The sequence below is a fragment of the Streptomyces sp. NPDC006743 genome, from assembly GCF_040703815.1.
Classification (GTDB): domain Bacteria; phylum Actinomycetota; class Actinomycetes; order Streptomycetales; family Streptomycetaceae; genus Streptomyces.
Window position 1 is genome coordinate 77,233 of sequence record NZ_JBEYJA010000021.1, and the last position, 15,797, is coordinate 93,029.

Consider the following 15,797-nt stretch of genomic DNA (forward strand, 5'->3'; position numbering starts at 1 on the left):
TCGCACGAGACATCGCATGGGACCACTCACCCGCACCACGCGCCCCACCGGACCGGCCGCCACCGTCCCGGCAGCCACCCGCGGCCCGGCCGCCCCCACGGGCCCGGCCGGCACCCCCCGCACGGTCCGCACCCTCGGTGCCGCCCTCCTCGCCGGTGCGGCGCTGCTCCTCGCCCCGCTGCCCGCCGCCCAGGCCGCCCCCGGCAAGGCTCCCGCACCCAAGGTCCTGTACGCCGCGCCGCACGGCTCGGGGTCCCACTGCACCCCCGGGCGTCCCTGCTCGGTGGAGGGCGCGCGGGACGCCGCCCGCGCCGTCGCCGGCCGTGCCGTGCGCGTCGAACTCGCGGGCGGCACCTACCCGTTGAGCGCACCTTTGAAGCTCGGCGCGCGGGACTCGGGGGTCACCTGGGCCGCGGCTCCCGGTGCGCGGCCCGTGCTCTCCGGCGGGCGGACCCTGACCGGCTGGTCGGTGAACGGCGACGGCACCTGGACCGCGAAGGTGCCCGCGGGCATCACACCCCGCCAGCTGTTCGTCGACGGGCGGCGAGCCGTGCGCGCCCGGGGCGAGTCCTGTCCCGCCGCCGTCTGCGACGCCACCCGGACCGGCATGAGCGGCGCCGAGAAGACCGGCATCGCGCACTGGGCCCGGCCCACCGACGCCGAGGCCGTCATCAGCGTCCGCTGGCGCAACTACCACTGCCGCATCGCCGCCGTCACCGGCGACGTGCTGACCTTCGCACAGCCCTGCTGGACCAACTCGGCCTCCGGGACCGGCCGCACCGGACCCGCCTGGGACTCGACGACCGTCGACTCCTCCCGCTACTCCGGGGTCGCCTACTTCGACAACGCCCGCGAACTCCTGGACAAGCCGGGCGAGTTCGTTTGGGACTCGGCCGCGCGCACCGTCACGTACCTGCCCCGCGAGGGCGAGGACCCGCGCCGCTCCCAGGCCGTCACCCCGGTCACCGAAGGGCTCCTCGTGCTCGACGGCGCGCACGACGTGCGCGTCAGCGGCATCGGCTTCGCCTACGCCGCCTACCGGCAGCCGGACACGGACGAGGGCTACGCGGGCACGCAGGCCGGTCTCACCCTGACCGGTGCCACCGGCCCCGTCGACCACGCGGGCCGCTACTACACCAAGCCCGCCGCCGCGCTCACCGTCCGCGGCGGCCGCCACGTGGTGATCGACCACGCCGCCTTCACCCACCTCGGCGGCGCGGGCGTGACCTTCGAACAGGGGACCCAGGACTCCACGCTCACCCGTTCCCGCTTCACCGACCTCTCCTCCGGCGCCGCGTACATCGGTGACACCGACCCAGCGCCCGCCCCCGAACTCGCCGGGGCCCGCAACACGGTCTCGTACAACACCGTCCGCCGCACCGGCGTGGAGTACACGGACGCCGTCGGCATCTGGGCGGGCTACGAGGCCGGCACCGTCATCGACCACAACACCCTCGACGACCTCCCGTACTCCGGCATCTCCGTGGGATGGGGCTGGAACCAGCCCGAGGCCCGGCAGTCCGTGCTGCGGGACAACCGCGTCACGGACAACCGGATCACCGACGTCATGCGGGTCGCCGACGCGCAGCACGACGGCGCGGCCATCTACACGCAGGGCGCCCAGCCCGGCACCGTGATCTCCGGCAACTACATCGACCGCAGCGCGTACGGGAACACCGAACGCGACGGCAACGGCATCTACCTCGACGAACAGTCCAGCCACATCGCCGTCACCCGCAACGTCGTCACCCGCGTCGGCTACAAGTGGGTCTCCAACTGGGCCGACTACGGCATCGACAACCACGTCACCGGCAACTGGACCGACACCGACGCCCCGGCCCTCGCCGGCACCGGTTCGACCATGACCGGCAACCACACGAAGCTGGACCGGCTGCCGGCCGAGGCCGTCGAGGTCGCCGAGGCGGCGGGGGCAGACGGCCGGGGCCGTGTCGCCCGGCTCCGCCCCGATCTGGCCCGCACCGGCACCGCCGGCCAGTCCTCCACCGACGGCACGGCCACGGCCGCCCACGCCATCGACGGCGACACCACCACCGACACCCGCACCCTCTCCGAGCCGGGCGCCTGGTGGCAGGTGGACCTCGGCGCTGTCCACCACGTCGGACAGGTCGAGGTCTGGAACGACGCCTCCATGACCACCGCCGGCTTCGACGTGCAGCTCGCCGCCGCGGCCGACTTCTCCGACGCCACCACCGTGCACGTCACCGGCAAGGCGCTGCGCCCCACCCTCCTCGACACCGACACCACGGCCCGCTACGTCCGGGTCCGGCTCACCGGCACCGGGCGGGTGGCGCTCGCCCACGTACTCGTGCACCCCTGACCCGCGGCAGGGCGGCATCCGCGCAGGGCAGCGGGGCAGCGGGCGCCACGGACCGGTCGGCGGTCCGCGGCGCCCGCGCGCCGCGCACGCCACCGGCACCCGCCTCTACGTGGGCCACAACATGCGCAGCGCGGCCTCAACCCGGTCATCGACGTCGAGGACGTGTCCCTGGTCGACATGCGCCTGGACAACGGGGTGCTCGCGGCCTACCAGCAGTGCCACTTCACCCCCGACCACTGGCGCAACGACACCGTCATCGGGGACGCGGGCCGCCTGGAGAACTTCGGGGACGGCCCCGGGGCCGTGGTCAGGGTGTGGAACTCCCGCCGCTCCGTCCACCGCCCCGAGTACACCGACCGTCCCGGCCGCCGAGGACGACGCCGGGCACGGTGGCGCAGACCCGCTCCTGATCGACGAGTTCGTGCGGTTCGCGCGGGAGGGCGGCGTCACCGACACCTCGCCGGTCGCCGCGCGCATGGCCGTCGCGGCCGGGGCAGGGGCAGGGGCCACCGAGTCACTGCGCGCGGGCGGCACGCCTCGCGAGATCGAGCCGCCCGACCCCGAGCCGGCCGCGTACTTCGAGCGCGGCCGGACCCGCCCGGGACGGACCTCCGGCCACCCCCGGGACCGTACCGTCCGCTGAACCGGACCGGATTGTCGTGTGTGCGCCGTCTGCGTGGACTGCGCCGTCTTCTCGTCACGGCCGTTCGACTCGTCTGTCACAGGGGCGTCCTGATCCACCTCCCACCGCAGCGGATCACCGGGCCGCGGGTGTCCCATGAGGTGACAGCGCCCCGTTCGGTCCGTACGAGCGGGACGACACCGCTTCCCAGGAGTTACCGATGCGCGTCAAGAAGCTTTCCGCCCTCGCCCTCGTCGTCACCGCCGCAAGCCTCTCGCTGACCGCGTGCGGCGGCGGTGCCGGATCCGGTGCGGCTTCGGGTACGAACGCGTCCGCCGCCGCGCAGGGCTCCGCCGGCGACGGGTCCTCGGCCCCGGACGCCGCCTCGGGTGCGGCCGACGGCTCCGGCTCGGCGTCCGGCCCGGCCTCCGGTTCCGGTACGGGTTCGCGCTCGGGCTCGGGCTCGTCCGGCTCCGCTTCCGGGTCTTCCGGTTCCTCCTCCGGTTCCCGCACGGGCGGCGGCGCCACCACCGCCCGGGCCGGGGCCCAGGGGTCGGGTGCCCGCTGCAAGACCGACCACCTCGGCTTCAGCGCCGCCTCCGCCATGGTCAAGAACGAGATCGTCGTCAGCCTGAAGAACAACGGCTCCGGCACGTGCACCATGCACGGCTTCCCCGGCGTGCAGCTGGTGGGCCCCGACGGCCTGGGCGACACCGGCCCCGATGCCGCCCGCACCGACACGACGGCCTCCACCGTCACCATCGCGCCCGGTGAGGAGACCCGCTTCCTGCTCCACTACATCCCGGCCACCGGCGGCTCCGGCAAGACCTACACCAGGCTCGCCGTCACCCCGCCCAACGAGACCGTCTCCTCCATCGTGAACCTCGGCGGACTGGACATCACCGTCGCCGCCCCCGACGGAGAGGCGCCCGACGTCTACGTCGACCCGGTCGGCTACCACGTCGGCTCCGGCAAGTGACCCCGCTCGCAGAGCCGCGCCCCCGACCGGCCGGCCCGGCCCGGCCCGCCGGTCGGTCACACGCCACCGGCCGGCCCGGTCCGCCGGTCCCTCACGCGCCGGCCGCGGTGCGTGCGGCGGCGGCGAGCACCGCTTCGACGGCCGTGTCGTAGATCGTTCTGTGGTCGATGACGCTCAGCTCGGTGACGTGGGCGTGGGTGACCGGGTAGTCGCCCTCGGGGAGGCGGGCGTAGACGCGGGTCCACGTGGTGTCGTCCTTCTCGCGGGCCTCCGGGTCGAGGGAGCTGAGCGAGGCGGCGCTCGCGCAGTGGCCGAGGGCCGTGTCCACGAAGGTCCGGTAGTACAGCACGGCCTCGGCGGGCGGCAGCCCCGAGCGCGTGAAGCAGGAGAGCAGCAGCTCGATCATGCGGCGCTCGGCGGGGCCTCCGGTGGTGCGCGCGAAGGTCAGTACGGTCACCGCGGGGAAGCGGCTCTGGCTCTGCCACATGACCGCGGCGATCCGGCGCAGCGTGTCCGTCCAGGGCTCGTCCTCGGGGACCTCCCCGACGGCGTCGAGTTCGGTCTCGATGATGCGCTCGCACAGGGCGAGCAGGAGTTCGTCCTTGTCACGGAAGAGCCGGTAGAGCGCCGTCACGTCGACGTCCAGTTCCTGCGCCAGCCTGCGCATGGAAAGACCGGTGACTCCTTCGCGTGCGGCGAGCCGGAACGCCGCGTCGACCGCGGCCTCCTGCCGCACGGTCCTGCGTTCCCGGCTGCGGGGCCGCACGGCGCCCTTCGGCTCCTGCGAGGCGGCGGTCGCCGTCTTCTTCGCCATGGATCTCCTCGGTCCGGGGAACGGGTACGGCGGCTGCCGGGGCCGGCTCGGGGCCCCGTACTGCTGCCACGACCCGGCGACCTGGCGGCCCGCGATCTCCCCCGAGACCCCGGCCGGCCTGCGCCCCGCCGCCCCCGTCGTCTTCGAGCGCCCGTCGACCGAGGGCGCCGGACATGAGTGACACCACCGCGCGTCTCAGCCCGAAGCTGTCGCTGGTGTCGGTGGTCACCTTCGGACTCGCCTACATGGCGCCCAGCCTGGTCATGGTGATCTTCGGCGTCATCGCCGCCGCCAGCGCCGGGACCGCGCCCACCGCGTTCCTCGTCGCCACCGGGGCGATGTGCCTCACCGCGCTGAGCTACGCGAAGATGGCCCGCCACCATCCGCTCTCCGGCTCGGCGTACTCCTACGCCCGCAAGCTGATCGGCTCCCCGGCCGGCTTCCTCGTCGGCTGGGCCGTGCTGCTCGACTACCTCTTCCTGCCGATGGTGGCCTGGCTGGTGCAGGCGGTGTACCTCAACGCCCAGTTCCCGGTCCTCCCGGTGTGGGCGTGGCTGCTGCTCAACGCCGTCCTCACCACCCTGGTCAACGTCGTCGGGCTCACGCTCACCGACCGTGTCAACAAGCTCCTGACCGGCCTGGCCGTCTTCCTGGTGCTGCTGTTCGTCGCCTACTGCCTGGTCCACCTCGGCGGCCACCCGCCGCACTCCTACACCGCGCCGCTGTGGCACAGCGGGAGGAGCCTCGGCGGCGTCTCGGCCGCCTCCGCCATCGCCGCCTACTCCTACCTCGGCTTCGACGCGGTGACCACCCTCTCCGAGGAGACCCGCGACGCCCGGCGGACCATCCCCAGGGCCGTCGTCCTCGTGGTCGCGATCGGCGGCGCCCTCTTCGCCGTCGTCGCCTACATCATGCAGCTCGTCCACCCCGGCGGGGTGTTCGACGCCCCCGAGATCGCGGGCTACACGCTGTCCGTCGAGGTCGGCGGCCGTACCTTCGCCGACTGGACCAACGCGGCAGGCATCGTCGGCGGCTTCGCCTCGGGCCTGGCGGTCCAGCTCAGTTCCAGCAGGCTGCTCTACATCATGGGCCGGGACGGCGTACTGCCGAAACGAATCTTCGGAGTGCTCCACCCGCGCACGCGGACCCCCGTCCTTCCCCTGCTGGTGACCGGCGCCGTGTGTCTGGCAGGCCTGAACATCTCCCTGGCCACCGCGACGTCCTTCATCAACTTCGGCGCGTTCCTCGGCTTCACCGTCGTCAACCTGTGTGTCATCGTCCACTTCGTCCGCAACCGCGGCACCGAGGGCACCAAGGTGTTCGGTCACGTGGTCGTCCCGGCGCTCGGCGCCTGCGTCACCGTCTACCTGATGACGCGGCTCAGCGCCGCCGCCCTCGTCATCGGCGGGTGCTGGCTCACCGCCGGGTTCGCCCATCTCCTCTGGCTCACCCGCGGTTTCCGCCGTGCCACACCCGAGATGAGCCTCGGTGACCTTGCAGCGGACGCCGGCGGCGGCGCGAAGGCCACGACGGGTTCCTGACCCTCCGCCGGCCCGTCCCGAGGAGCCCGCGGTCCGACGGGGACTGCGGGCTCCCGGCGACAGGGACCGGCCGGGTCCTGCCGTCGTACGAAGACCCGTCGTTCGAAGGTCCCGCCGCAGGAACCCACCGCCGACGGCACCCACCACCGACGGGACCCGTCGCCGGCGGACCCCATCGCCGGCAGGACCCGTCGCCGACAGGACCCGTCCTACGAAGGTCCCGTCGCCCGGCAGGACCCGGCAACCGCCGGGCGGGGGTCAGCCGGTGGAGCGCGGCTCCAGCATGTGCCGTGCCTCGGCGACCACCGCCGGGTCGGTGACGAAGTGCGTGTCCTGCTCGGCGGAGGCGCCGGCGGCGCCGAGCGGGATCCACGCGCCCCCGCGCCGGGGTGCGGCGCGGCGCTTGGCGGAGAGGTGGACGGCCGCCACACCGGCGGCGGTCAGCGCCGGGATGTCGGCGGGGCACACCCCGCCGCCCGCCATCACCTGCACGCCGGGCGCGGCCTCCACCATGGCGGCGAGGCGAGCGAGCCCCTGCGCGGCGGCCGGGGCGCCGCCGGAGGTGAGCACCCGGGTGAGCCCGAGGCCGGGCAGCAGCGCGGCGGTGGCGACCGGGTCCGCCGAGACGTCGATCGCGCGGTGCAGGGTCACCTCGACCGGACGGCCCGCGTCGTGGGCCGCCGCGGCGAGGCGGGCGACGGCGTCCGTGTCGAGGCCGCCGTCCGCGGTGAGCGCGCCGACGACCACACCGGCGGCTCCGGACGCGATCACGGACCGTACCTCGGCGGCCATCAGGGCGGTCTCCTCGGCGTCGTGGACGAAGTCGCCCGGACGGCACCGGACCAGCACGTGCACCGGCAGACCCACGGCGGCGACCGCCTCGACGAGGGCGGCCGAAGGGGTCAGACCGCCCAGCTCGAGACCGGTGCACAGTTCGACGCGGTCCGCTCCGTGTGCGAGGGCGACCCGGGCGCCCGCCGGTGAGGTGACGGCGATCTCCAGCGCGGGCCGCGGGAGTCCGGTGAGGTGGGTTTCCCGAGCTGGTACCGGGCCCGTGCCGTCGGCCCCCGACGGGGTGGGCTGCCGGGTGGTGCGCTCGCTCATTCGTCGTCCCCGGTGAGCGGCTGGTCGGAGGCCGGGATGACACGGGCCGTCAGGTCCGGGTCGGCCATGTCGCGGTCGAAGGGGAACATGGGGCGCCGGATGCGGCGGTGGCCCAGGCGCACCAGGTCCTGGTCGACACCGCCCGGGGTGAGGGCCATCTTCCAGCCCACCGACATGTCGAACAGCTCCGGCTCCAGATAACCGATCTTCACGATCACGATGTCGGCGGAGCGCGGGTCGAGGCCGAGGCCGGTGAAGTCGTGCTCGTGGTGGTACGGCTTGCGCAGCCTGGTGAGGATCGCGTACACGCTGCCGACGCGGACGACGACCTCGGTCCCGGCGTCCCGGTCGCCGTGCCGGATCGAGTGGACCACACCGGTGAGGGTGACGGGGCCCGCGTGCCGGTCGTCGACCTCCGCGCCGGCGGTGACGGTGACGGTGGCGCCGACCCCGGCGGCCACCGCGGTCTCGATCGCGGCGGGGCCGGGCACCGAGGCGTACAGGACGGTCGGCCCGTCCTCCTTCTGGAACTCCGGACGCTCCAGCAGCCGGGTCAGGCCCCAGGTGACGTCGCCGGCGCCGCCCGCGGTGGGGTTGTCGCCGGTGTCGCTGATGAAGTACGGCCGCTGGTCGGAGGCGAGGGCCTCGTCGAGGAGTTCGTCGTAGGTGCCGGTCGGGGCGACGAAGCCGAAGTCGTGGCGGGCCTCCCAGAAGCCCCGGGCGAGGCGTTCGGCCCCGGCCGCGACGGCCGCCGTGTCCTCGCCGGTGACGACCACGGCGGCGCGGTTGCGGGGCTCGTCCGCCCAGGCGTAGCCGACCCAGATCGCGGCGTCCGTGACGCCGTCGGCGGCCTCGACCTCGTCGACGGCCGCGTACACGCTCTTCGCGGGTTCGATCCGGGTGGAGGTCTGCTCGCCGGCCAGCAGCACCGGCACCGGCACCCACGCCTTGACCGGGCGGGGAGCGCCGGAGACCAGCAGTTCGACCAGGTTGCGCACGGCACGCTCCTTGGTCTCCATGTGGTCCTCGTGCGGGGCCATCCGGTAGCAGGTGATCAGGTCGCTGCGGTGGACGAGGTCACGGGAGACGTTGCCGTGCAGGTCCATCGAGGTGGAGACGATCACGTCCGGGCCGACGGTGGCGCGGATGCGTTCCAGCAGCACGGCCTCGGCGTCGTCGATCCCCTCCACGGTCATGGCGCCGTGGATGTCGTACCACAGGCCGTCCAGCCGGGGCAGCGCGGCGAGGCGCTCGATCAGCTCGTCGGTGAGGGCGGTCCAGGCGGCGGCGGTGACGGTGCCGCCGGGCAGCGACTTGCCGACCAGGGCGCCGTGCCATTCGGCGGCCTCGCGCAGGTCCCGGCCGGGGGCGAGGAAGGGGTACCGGTCGAATATCGCGGCACCGCGCGCGGGGTGGAAGGCGGGGGCCTCGGTACGGGCCGGGGAGAAGGTGGAGGACTCGATGCCGAGGCCGGCGACGGCGATGACCGGGCGGGCGACGGCGGTGCGGGTGTGCGACATGGCTCCTCGTGCGGGTGGACGGCGTGGGGCGTGGAGTCGGCCTGGGGCCTGCGGTCAGGGAGGCGGGGGAGGGGGGCGTGGGCCGGCCGGGGCGTGGGCCGGGCGCGGATCCGTCCGGCCCACGCCGGGTCGGGCGGGCGTCAGCTCCTCGGGAGAGGCGTGACGGCGGGGAACCGGTCGGGTCCGCCGGTGCGGGCGACGGTGCCGCCGGCGTCGCTGAGCGCGCGGGCCAGGGCGCGCTGCAGGGCGAACAGCCCGGCCCCGACCAGTCCGGCGTCGGCGCCCAGGACGGCCCGCTCGATGGTGAGGTGCTCGGTCACCAGCGGGTGGCAGCTCTCGTAGAGCTGGCTGCGCACCGCGGCGACGAACGGTTCCAGGGTGGAGAGGATGCCGCCGAGGTAGACGGCGTCCGGGTTGAAGAAGTTGACGTTGGCGGCGAGCACCTGGCCGAGGTGGTCGCCCGCCCGGCGGACGGCGCGGGTGGCCTCCGGGTCGGCGTCGCCGGCGAGCCGGACCACGTCCTCGGGGCTGGTGACGTCCAGACCGCGTTCGCGCAGGATCCGCACGAGCGCGGCACCGGAGGCCACGGTCTCCAGGCAGCCCGTGTTCCCGCAGGAGCAGGGGACGTCGGCGCCGCCGCCGTCGATGCGGATGTGGGTGATGTCGCCCGCGGCACCCGTGGCGCCCCGGTAGAGGTGCCCGTCGGCGATGACACCGGCGCCGATCGCCGAGCCGATCTTCACCGTGATCGACTGCCGGTGCTCGGCGGGCCGCACGCTCTGCTCGCCGACGGCCATGCAGTTGGCGTCGTTGTCGACGACGGCCGGGACCCCGAAGCGCTCCTCCAGCCAGGCGGCGACCGGGAAGCGGTTCCAGCCGGGCATCCGGGACGGCAGGACGACCGCGCCGGCGGTGACGTCCACCGGGCCGGGCAGGGAGAGCCCGACGCCCCGCAGCCGGTCGCGGCCCCGCTGCTGGGCGAGGCTCTCCAGGTGCTCGGCGAGCCGTGGCAGCGCGGCCTCCGGACCGTCGGCGATCTCGAAGGGCACGGTGGCTACGTCACCGACCCCGCCGCCCGGGAGCACCACACCGATCCGGGCGTGCCGGCCGCCGACGTCGGCGGCGAGGGCGTACTCGTCGGTGCTGCCCGCCCTGAGCACCCTGCGGGGGCGGCCTCCGGTGGAGGACTGGGTGCCCTCCTCGGCGAGGAGTCCGCGCTCGACCAGCTCGGCCACGGTGAGGGAGATGGTGGAGGCGGCCGCGCCGAGGAGCTGCGCGAGTTCGGCGCGGGACGAGGCCTGTCCGGAGGCGACGAGTTCGAGGACCCGCGTGGCGAGGGTCGCACCCTTCGGCGCGGCGCCCCTCGGCGCGGGGCTCTTCGACGGGGCGCCCTTCGACGCGGTGCCTTTCGCGGACACGCCCTTGGTGCTCTTGCGGTCCCGTGCACTTATTTCAGTCATGTACGAAGTAACTTCCGCGGTGTTGGGTGTGACGGAGACAGTACGCCCGTCCTGACGGGTGGGGAACAGCTCCGTGAAGAAAGTGGACCGTGCTGGTGCAACGTGAATTCGCCTCAAAAGGGTGCATAGACACCGTCAGAGGCGTCCGGAGTGGGTGGAAGGGACTTTCATCGAGATCGGAGTAACTTACTTGTTACTAATTCTTGTTTGTTTGTTCGGCGCGTCCGTCGTTGACTGTCGCCATGCACAGCGCCGATCCCGCGGCGCCGGTCCGGGTCCTCCCGGGACGTTTGCGGGTCCTTTCACTCTGAGGAGAGTCATGTTCCTTGCTCACACGGCGGCCGGCCGCCGCTGGGCCCTCGTCGCGGGTGCCGCCGTCATCACCGGCGCGCTGGTCACGGGCTGTTCCGGAGGCGGTACCTCGTCCTCCGGTCCGTCGTCGTCGGACACCGTCAACTACGCCCTCCCCGCGAACTTCACACCGAACTGGATCCTCCCGGTCGGCACCGCCGCACATCTGAACACGAACAACTCCTCCATATCCCAGGCCGTGTGGGAGCCGCTGATCGCGTACGACGGCTCCACCGGAAAGGTCGGCTGGAACAAGGCCAACTCGCTGGCCACCGACGCCCGGTTCGCCGCGGACAGCAAGAGCGTGACGATCACCCTCGGCAACCGCCACTGGAGCGACGGCAAGCCGATCACTTCCCGTGACGTGGAATTCTGGTTCAACCTCGTCAAGGCGAACAAGGCGGACTGGGCCAGCTACAGCCCGGGCAAGGCACCGGACAACTGGACCTCGTTCAAGACGATCGACGCCACGCACTTCACCCTCACCTTCGACAAGGCGTACAACCAGGAGTGGATGCTCGCCAACGAGCTGAGCATGATCCGCACCATGCCGCAGCACGTCTGGGACAAGACCGGCGACTCCGGCACCGTCTCCGACCTGGACCGCACCCCTGCCGGGGCCAAGCAGGTCTGGACGTACCTCAACAACGCGGCCAAGAAGATCTCCGGTTACGCGACCGACCCGCTGTGGAAGACGGTCAGTGGCCCGTACACCATCAAGTCGTTCTCGACCGCGGGCAAGGTCCAGCTGACCGCCAACGCGAAGTACGACGGCGGCGGCAAGGCCAACATCAAGAACGTCAACCTGCTGCCGTTCACCACCACGGACGCCGAGGAGAACGCGCTGCGCGCGGGCACCGTGGACTACGGCTACATCAACGCCACGGACCTGGGCCAGGAGGCGTCCTTCAAGGCCAGGGGCTACTCGGTCAAGCCGTGGAGCGGCTGGGCGATCACCTACATGCCGTACAACTTCAACAACCCTGCCATGGGCCCGGTGTTCAAGCAGCTGTACGCCCGCCAGGCGATCCAGATGTCGGTGGACCAGACCACCCTGGCCAAGGTGGTCTTCAACGGCAGCGCCGTCCCCACCTACGGCCCGATCCCGCAGGGCCAGGAGTCGTCCTTCGTCTCCGCCGAGCAGAAGAACAACCCGTACCCGTTCGACACCGCCAAGGCCAGGAAGCTGCTCACCGACCACGGCTGGACCGAGCAGGGCGGCACCATGGTGTGCACCAGGCCCGGCACCGGCGGCGACCAGTGCGGCGCGGGCGTCGACAAGGGCACCAAGTTCGAGATGCAGGTGCTGTCCCAGTCCGGCTCGACCGTGACCGACAACATGATGAGCGCGCTGCAGTCCTCGTTCGCCAAGACCGGCATCAAGTTCGGCATCAAGACCGCCCCGGTCAACTCCGTGCTGTCGCAGGCCGGGCAGTGCACCGCCGGCGACTCGGGCTGCAAGTGGCAGCTGTCCTTCTTCGGCACCGCGGGCAGCTGGTACTTCCCCGCCTACCCGAGCGGTGACTCGCTCTTCGCCACCGGCGGCGGCTCCAACTTCGGCAGCTACTCCAACGCCGACGTCGACAAGCTGATCACCGCGACCACCACCTCGTCCTCGAACGAGGCGGTGCAGAAGTACAGCGCCGCACTCGCCAAGGACCTCCCCGTGGTCTGGCTGCCCGAGCCCGACTACCAGATCTCCGTGGTCAGGAACGGCCTCGGCGGCTTCGCCCAGGACTCCCTCGCCAACTTCCACCCCGCCATGTGGAAGTGGAACAAGTAAGAGCTGCGAACAAAAGAGGCGCCCGGCTCGCGACGCCCGGCACGCACGCTCGCGGCGTTGCCGAAAGGCCCTGGTAGCTCCGCTACAAGGACCTTCCGGCGCCTTGCGATCGCACGCACCGGACGCCGCGAGCTGATCGGACTCCCCTTTTGTTCGCAGCTCTTATCCCGACCTGAGCCGCACCCAGGCACACTGGGAGTATGACGACAGGCGCTCCGACCTCTCCGTACTCCACCAGCCCCCGGCGCTCGCGGCTGCGCAGGTTTCTGCCGGCGGCCGTCGCCGTGTGGCTGGTACTGGAGATCTGGCTGCTGACGCTGGTGGCCGGCGCGGCCGGAGGCTTCACCGTGTTCCTGCTGCTGGTCGCCGCTCTCGTGCTCGGCGCGGTGGTGATCAAGCGGGCGGGCCGCCGCGCCTTCCAGAACCTCAACGAGGCCTTCCAGCGCGGTGCCACCCCCTCCGACCGGCGCGGCGGCAACGGCCTGATGATGCTCGGCGGTCTGCTCCTGATGATCCCCGGCATGATCTCCGACGCGGTGGGTCTGCTCCTGCTGGTCCCGCCGGTTCAGCGGGCCGTCGGCCGGTTCGCGCAGCGCACGGTCGACCGCAGGCTGCGCGCGGCCGCCCCGGGCACCCTGGGGGACGCCTTCCAGCAGGCCCGCATGCACCGCCCCGACGGCAAGGTCGTCGCGGGCGAGGTGATCAGGGACGACGAGCCGGGCGACGCCCCGCGCGCACAGCACCCGCCGCTGACCCGGTGAGCCCGACGCCCGGAGCTGGGGGCCGCGGGCGTCGGGCACCGCGCAGGGGCGAGCACCGGCCGCGGACACACGAAACGGGCGCCGCACGTGAATCCACGTACGGCGCCCGTTTCCTGTTGAGGTGCGCTGGTGACCGGCCCGAGCCCCGCGGGGACTACGCGCTCTTGCGGCTGTCCCGGGGATGAACGGCGATGTTCATCGCCCCGGACCGCAGTACGGCGAGACGCTCCTCGAGGACCTCTTCGAGTTCCTCACGGGTGCGCCGCTCCATCAGCATGTCCCAGTGCGTGCGCGCAGGCTTGGCCTTCTTCTCCTCCGGGCCGTCGCCGTCCACCAGGAGTGCCTGGGCCCCGCAGACCTTGCACTCCCACTCCGGCGGGATCTCCGCCTCGACCGAGAAGGGCATCTCGAAGCGGTGCCCCTTCTCGCATGCGTACTCCACGGCCTGGCGCGGGGCCAGGTCGATGCCGCGGTCCGTCTCGTAGCTGGTCACCACGAGGCGCGTGCCGCGAAGAGCTCGCTCACTCATGAATCGTGCCTCCCGGGCTTGTCGCCCACAGGACAGGTGTCGCTGTCGTCGTCATCCGGTCAACGTCCGGTCGGCGGTAAAGATTCCCGTTCCGATGTCCCGTTCCGGGTCATGTGTCGCCGTCGTAGCCGCAGCCTTGTCAACCAGTGCAGTACCCACCGGCGCCCGGTTTGTCACATCTGAAAGGAGATGTCACCCAGCGTTTCGGCATCTTTGACGCGCAGTAACGGTACGCCTGGCAGGCCAAACGCGTACACTACAGCCCTTTCGCCTCCAGCGCTAAATCCGGCGCTCTCGGCCAGGTCCGGCCGGACCTGGATCCGGCCGGGCGCCGCGTTGCCCGCGCCGTGGATCGCCCGCGCCACCGGGACCCGCGCGAGCAGCGCGAACCCGATCACGAAGAACGCCACCAGGGAGACGCTCGCGTCCCGGTAGCTCCCGGTCAGCTGGTAGGTGAACAGGCCCCACCACAGCCCCGCCGACGCCGCACGGACCTCGCGGGCGGTCGCGGCCGGGCTCAGGCCCACACGTCCCGCTCCTCCATGACCTTGCGCAGCGTGTCGATGTGGTCGGTCATGATGCCATCGACACCGAGGTCCAGGAGCCGGTGCATCTCCCCGGGCTCGTTGACGGTCCACACGTGCACGTGCAGCCCCCGCGCATGGGCCGCGCGGAGGAACAGGCGGTCGACCACCGGGACACCCGACTGCGCCACCGGCACCTGCACGGCCACGGCGGACCGGCGCAGCACGGCCGGCACGCCCCAGGAGCGCAGCCGCAACCCCAGCACCCCGCGCGTGCCGTACGACGTCGCCAGGCGCGGCCCCGCCAGGCGCTGCGCCCGCGCGACGCGTGCCTCGGAGAACGACCCGACGCACACCCGCCCCCAGGCGTCGGCCCGGTCGAGCACGTCCAGCAGGGGCAGCAGGGCGGGCTCCGCCTTGACGTCGACGTTCCACCGCACCCCGGGAAACGCCGCGAGCAGCTCTTCGAAGAGCGGCACCGGTTCGCGGCCGGCCACCCGCGCGCGGCGCACCTCGGCCCACGGCAGGTCGGCGATGCGTCCCGCGCCGTCGGTCACACGGTCGAGCGTCGCGTCGTGGAAGGCGACCAGGCGTCCGTCGGCCGTGGCGTGCACATCGGTCTCGATGTACCGGTAGCCGAGTTCGACCGCCCTGCGGAACTGGGCCGCCGTGTTCTCCAGCCCGTCGGCGGCGCCGCCGCGGTGCGCGAAGGCGAGGGGCCCCGGGTGATCGAGATAGGGGTGGCGTACGAGCGTGGTCACGGACGCAGTATCGCCCCTTCGGGTGTACCGCCGGACACGGCCGGAGTGCCGCCCGCGGTTCCGGACACGGCGAACACCCGCAGGAAGAGCTGGGCCAGCGGCCCGATCGAGACGGCGTAGAGCAGGGTGCCCACACCGATGGTGCCGCCGAGGAGGAAGCCGGTGACCACCACCGCCACCTCGACGGCCGTGCGCATCAGGCGGATCGAGCGGCCGGTACGCCGGTGCAGCCCCGTCATCAGCCCGTCCCGGGGGCCGGGGCCGAATCGGGCGCAGATGTACAGGCCGGTCGCCGCGCCGTTGAGCAGGATGCCCGCCACCAGCACCGGGATCCGCACCGCGAGAGCGCGGGCGTCGGGGACCAGGGCGAGGGTGCCGTCCATGGCGAGTCCGACCACGAAGACGTTGGAGACGGTGCCTAGGCCCGGCCGCTGGCGCAGCGGGATCCACAGCAGTAGCACCACCGCTCCCACGATGATCGACACGACACCGATCGTCAGACCGGACCGTTCGGCCAGGCCCTGGTGCAGGACGCCCCAGGGCTCCAGCCCGAGTCCGGCCTCGACGAGGAGCGCGGAACTGGCGCCGTACAGCGCGAGGCCGGCGTACAGCTGGACGAGTCGCCGCCCGAGGCGGTCCGGTATGGACAAGGTGCTCCCCCTGGTGGTGGGCCGGGTGGTGGCCACGGTGGCGGGCCGGTGGTGGCCATG

At 72.6% G+C, this 15,797-nt stretch carries 13 protein-coding genes and 2 pseudogenes; 7 read left to right on the forward strand and 8 right to left on the reverse strand.

Annotated features, from left to right (window positions below; all coding sequences use genetic code 11):
• The first annotated feature begins 16 nt into the window (after positions 1-16).
• The 3 genes and pseudogenes from ABZ719_RS19215 to ABZ719_RS19225 all read left to right on the forward strand — a co-directional run bounded on the left by ABZ719_RS19215 (position 17) and on the right by ABZ719_RS19225 (position 3,939).
• The gene (locus ABZ719_RS19215) at positions 17-2,338 is read left to right on the forward strand and encodes a right-handed parallel beta-helix repeat-containing protein (protein ID WP_366726371.1); all 2,322 of its coding nucleotides are present in this window, start codon (positions 17-19) and stop codon (positions 2,336-2,338) included.
• Between the two features lie 126 nt (positions 2,339-2,464).
• Positions 2,465-2,981 (forward strand): annotated as a pseudogene (locus tag ABZ719_RS19220) (gfo/Idh/MocA family oxidoreductase); the annotation flags it as partial.
• A 199-nt stretch (positions 2,982-3,180) separates the two neighbouring features.
• Positions 3,181-3,939 (forward strand): DUF4232 domain-containing protein, encoded by a 759-nt coding sequence (locus ABZ719_RS19225; protein WP_366726372.1) that lies wholly within the window; start codon positions 3,181-3,183, stop codon positions 3,937-3,939.
• Positions 3,940-4,030: 91 nt separating this feature from the next.
• Here the strand turns inward: ABZ719_RS19225 and ABZ719_RS19230 are convergent, their stop codons facing one another.
• The gene (locus tag ABZ719_RS19230; RefSeq protein ID WP_366726373.1) at positions 4,031-4,753 is read right to left on the reverse strand and encodes a TetR/AcrR family transcriptional regulator; all 723 of its coding nucleotides are present in this window, start codon (positions 4,751-4,753) and stop codon (positions 4,031-4,033) included.
• Here ABZ719_RS19230 and ABZ719_RS19235 point away from each other — a divergent pair.
• Together ABZ719_RS19235 and ABZ719_RS19240 are read left to right on the forward strand one after the other, a co-directional pair.
• Positions 4,752-4,934, forward strand: a complete 183-nt coding sequence (locus ABZ719_RS19235; protein ID WP_366726374.1) for a hypothetical protein — start codon at positions 4,752-4,754, stop codon at positions 4,932-4,934. The genes ABZ719_RS19230 and ABZ719_RS19235 overlap by 2 nt on opposite strands.
• Complete coding sequence (locus ABZ719_RS19240; protein ID WP_366726375.1) at positions 4,927-6,294, forward strand: APC family permease; 1,368 nt, start codon at positions 4,927-4,929, stop codon at positions 6,292-6,294. The genes ABZ719_RS19235 and ABZ719_RS19240 overlap by 8 nt, the downstream gene beginning before the upstream one ends.
• A 258-nt stretch (positions 6,295-6,552) precedes the next feature.
• On the opposite strand, the gene ABZ719_RS19245 is transcribed toward ABZ719_RS19240, so the two are convergent.
• From ABZ719_RS19245 to ABZ719_RS19255, 3 genes are all read right to left on the reverse strand, one after another.
• A complete protein-coding gene (locus ABZ719_RS19245) occupies positions 6,553-7,398 on the reverse strand; it encodes a copper homeostasis protein CutC (RefSeq protein WP_366726376.1) in 846 nt (281 codons plus the stop codon).
• The gene (locus tag ABZ719_RS19250) at positions 7,395-8,918 is read right to left on the reverse strand and encodes a M81 family metallopeptidase (RefSeq protein WP_366726377.1); all 1,524 of its coding nucleotides are present in this window, start codon (positions 8,916-8,918) and stop codon (positions 7,395-7,397) included. The genes ABZ719_RS19245 and ABZ719_RS19250 overlap by 4 nt, the downstream gene beginning before the upstream one ends.
• A 140-nt stretch (positions 8,919-9,058) precedes the next feature.
• The gene (locus ABZ719_RS19255) at positions 9,059-10,378 is read right to left on the reverse strand and encodes an ROK family protein (protein ID WP_366726378.1); all 1,320 of its coding nucleotides are present in this window, start codon (positions 10,376-10,378) and stop codon (positions 9,059-9,061) included.
• A 319-nt stretch (positions 10,379-10,697) separates the two neighbouring features.
• On the opposite strand from ABZ719_RS19255, the gene ABZ719_RS19260 reads away from it, so the two are divergent.
• Together ABZ719_RS19260 and fxsA are read left to right on the forward strand one after the other, a co-directional pair.
• Positions 10,698-12,512 carry a peptide ABC transporter substrate-binding protein gene (locus ABZ719_RS19260; protein ID WP_366726379.1) on the forward strand — a complete coding sequence of 605 codons (1,815 nt, stop codon included), beginning with the start codon at positions 10,698-10,700 and terminating at the stop codon, positions 12,510-12,512.
• Positions 12,513-12,712: 200 nt separating this feature from the next.
• Positions 12,713-13,273: an FxsA family membrane protein gene (gene fxsA / locus ABZ719_RS19265; RefSeq protein WP_366726380.1), complete on the forward strand. Its 561-nt coding sequence runs from the start codon at positions 12,713-12,715 to the stop codon at positions 13,271-13,273.
• 154 nt (positions 13,274-13,427) lie between these two features.
• On the opposite strand, the gene ABZ719_RS19270 is transcribed toward fxsA, so the two are convergent.
• The 4 genes and pseudogenes from ABZ719_RS19270 to ABZ719_RS19285 all read right to left on the reverse strand — a co-directional run bounded on the left by ABZ719_RS19270 (position 13,428) and on the right by ABZ719_RS19285 (position 15,737).
• Positions 13,428-13,802: an RNA polymerase-binding protein RbpA gene (locus ABZ719_RS19270; protein WP_003977404.1), complete on the reverse strand. Its 375-nt coding sequence runs from the start codon at positions 13,800-13,802 to the stop codon at positions 13,428-13,430.
• A 173-nt stretch (positions 13,803-13,975) separates the two neighbouring features.
• Positions 13,976-14,275 (reverse strand): annotated as a pseudogene (locus ABZ719_RS19275) (hypothetical protein); the annotation flags it as partial.
• Positions 14,276-14,319: 44 nt separating this feature from the next.
• The gene (locus ABZ719_RS19280; RefSeq protein WP_366726381.1) at positions 14,320-15,087 is read right to left on the reverse strand and encodes a glycerophosphodiester phosphodiesterase; all 768 of its coding nucleotides are present in this window, start codon (positions 15,085-15,087) and stop codon (positions 14,320-14,322) included.
• Positions 15,084-15,737, reverse strand: coding sequence for a hypothetical protein (locus ABZ719_RS19285; RefSeq protein WP_366726382.1), 654 nt, complete (start codon positions 15,735-15,737; stop codon positions 15,084-15,086). The genes ABZ719_RS19280 and ABZ719_RS19285 overlap by 4 nt, the downstream gene beginning before the upstream one ends.
• Between the last annotated feature and the right edge of the window lie 60 nt (positions 15,738-15,797).

What these genes read in the sequence shown, in the direction of transcription:
- ABZ719_RS19215 (WP_366726371.1), top strand. Translation starts at nt 17, where the DNA reads ATGGGACCACTCACCCGCACCACGCGCCCCACCGGACCGGCCGCCACC.
- ABZ719_RS19225 (WP_366726372.1), top strand. Translation starts at nt 3,181, where the DNA reads ATGCGCGTCAAGAAGCTTTCCGCCCTCGCCCTCGTCGTCACCGCCGCA.
- ABZ719_RS19235 (WP_366726374.1), top strand. Translation starts at nt 4,752, where the DNA reads ATGGATCTCCTCGGTCCGGGGAACGGGTACGGCGGCTGCCGGGGCCGG.
- ABZ719_RS19230 (WP_366726373.1), bottom strand. Translation starts at nt 4,753, where the DNA reads ATGGCGAAGAAGACGGCGACCGCCGCCTCGCAGGAGCCGAAGGGCGCC.
- ABZ719_RS19240 (WP_366726375.1), top strand. Translation starts at nt 4,927, where the DNA reads ATGAGTGACACCACCGCGCGTCTCAGCCCGAAGCTGTCGCTGGTGTCG.
- ABZ719_RS19245 (WP_366726376.1), bottom strand. Translation starts at nt 7,398, where the DNA reads ATGAGCGAGCGCACCACCCGGCAGCCCACCCCGTCGGGGGCCGACGGC.
- ABZ719_RS19250 (WP_366726377.1), bottom strand. Translation starts at nt 8,918, where the DNA reads ATGTCGCACACCCGCACCGCCGTCGCCCGCCCGGTCATCGCCGTCGCC.
- ABZ719_RS19255 (WP_366726378.1), bottom strand. Translation starts at nt 10,378, where the DNA reads ATGACTGAAATAAGTGCACGGGACCGCAAGAGCACCAAGGGCGTGTCC.
- ABZ719_RS19260 (WP_366726379.1), top strand. Translation starts at nt 10,698, where the DNA reads ATGTTCCTTGCTCACACGGCGGCCGGCCGCCGCTGGGCCCTCGTCGCG.
- fxsA (WP_366726380.1), top strand. Translation starts at nt 12,713, where the DNA reads ATGACGACAGGCGCTCCGACCTCTCCGTACTCCACCAGCCCCCGGCGC.
- ABZ719_RS19270 (WP_003977404.1), bottom strand. Translation starts at nt 13,802, where the DNA reads ATGAGTGAGCGAGCTCTTCGCGGCACGCGCCTCGTGGTGACCAGCTAC.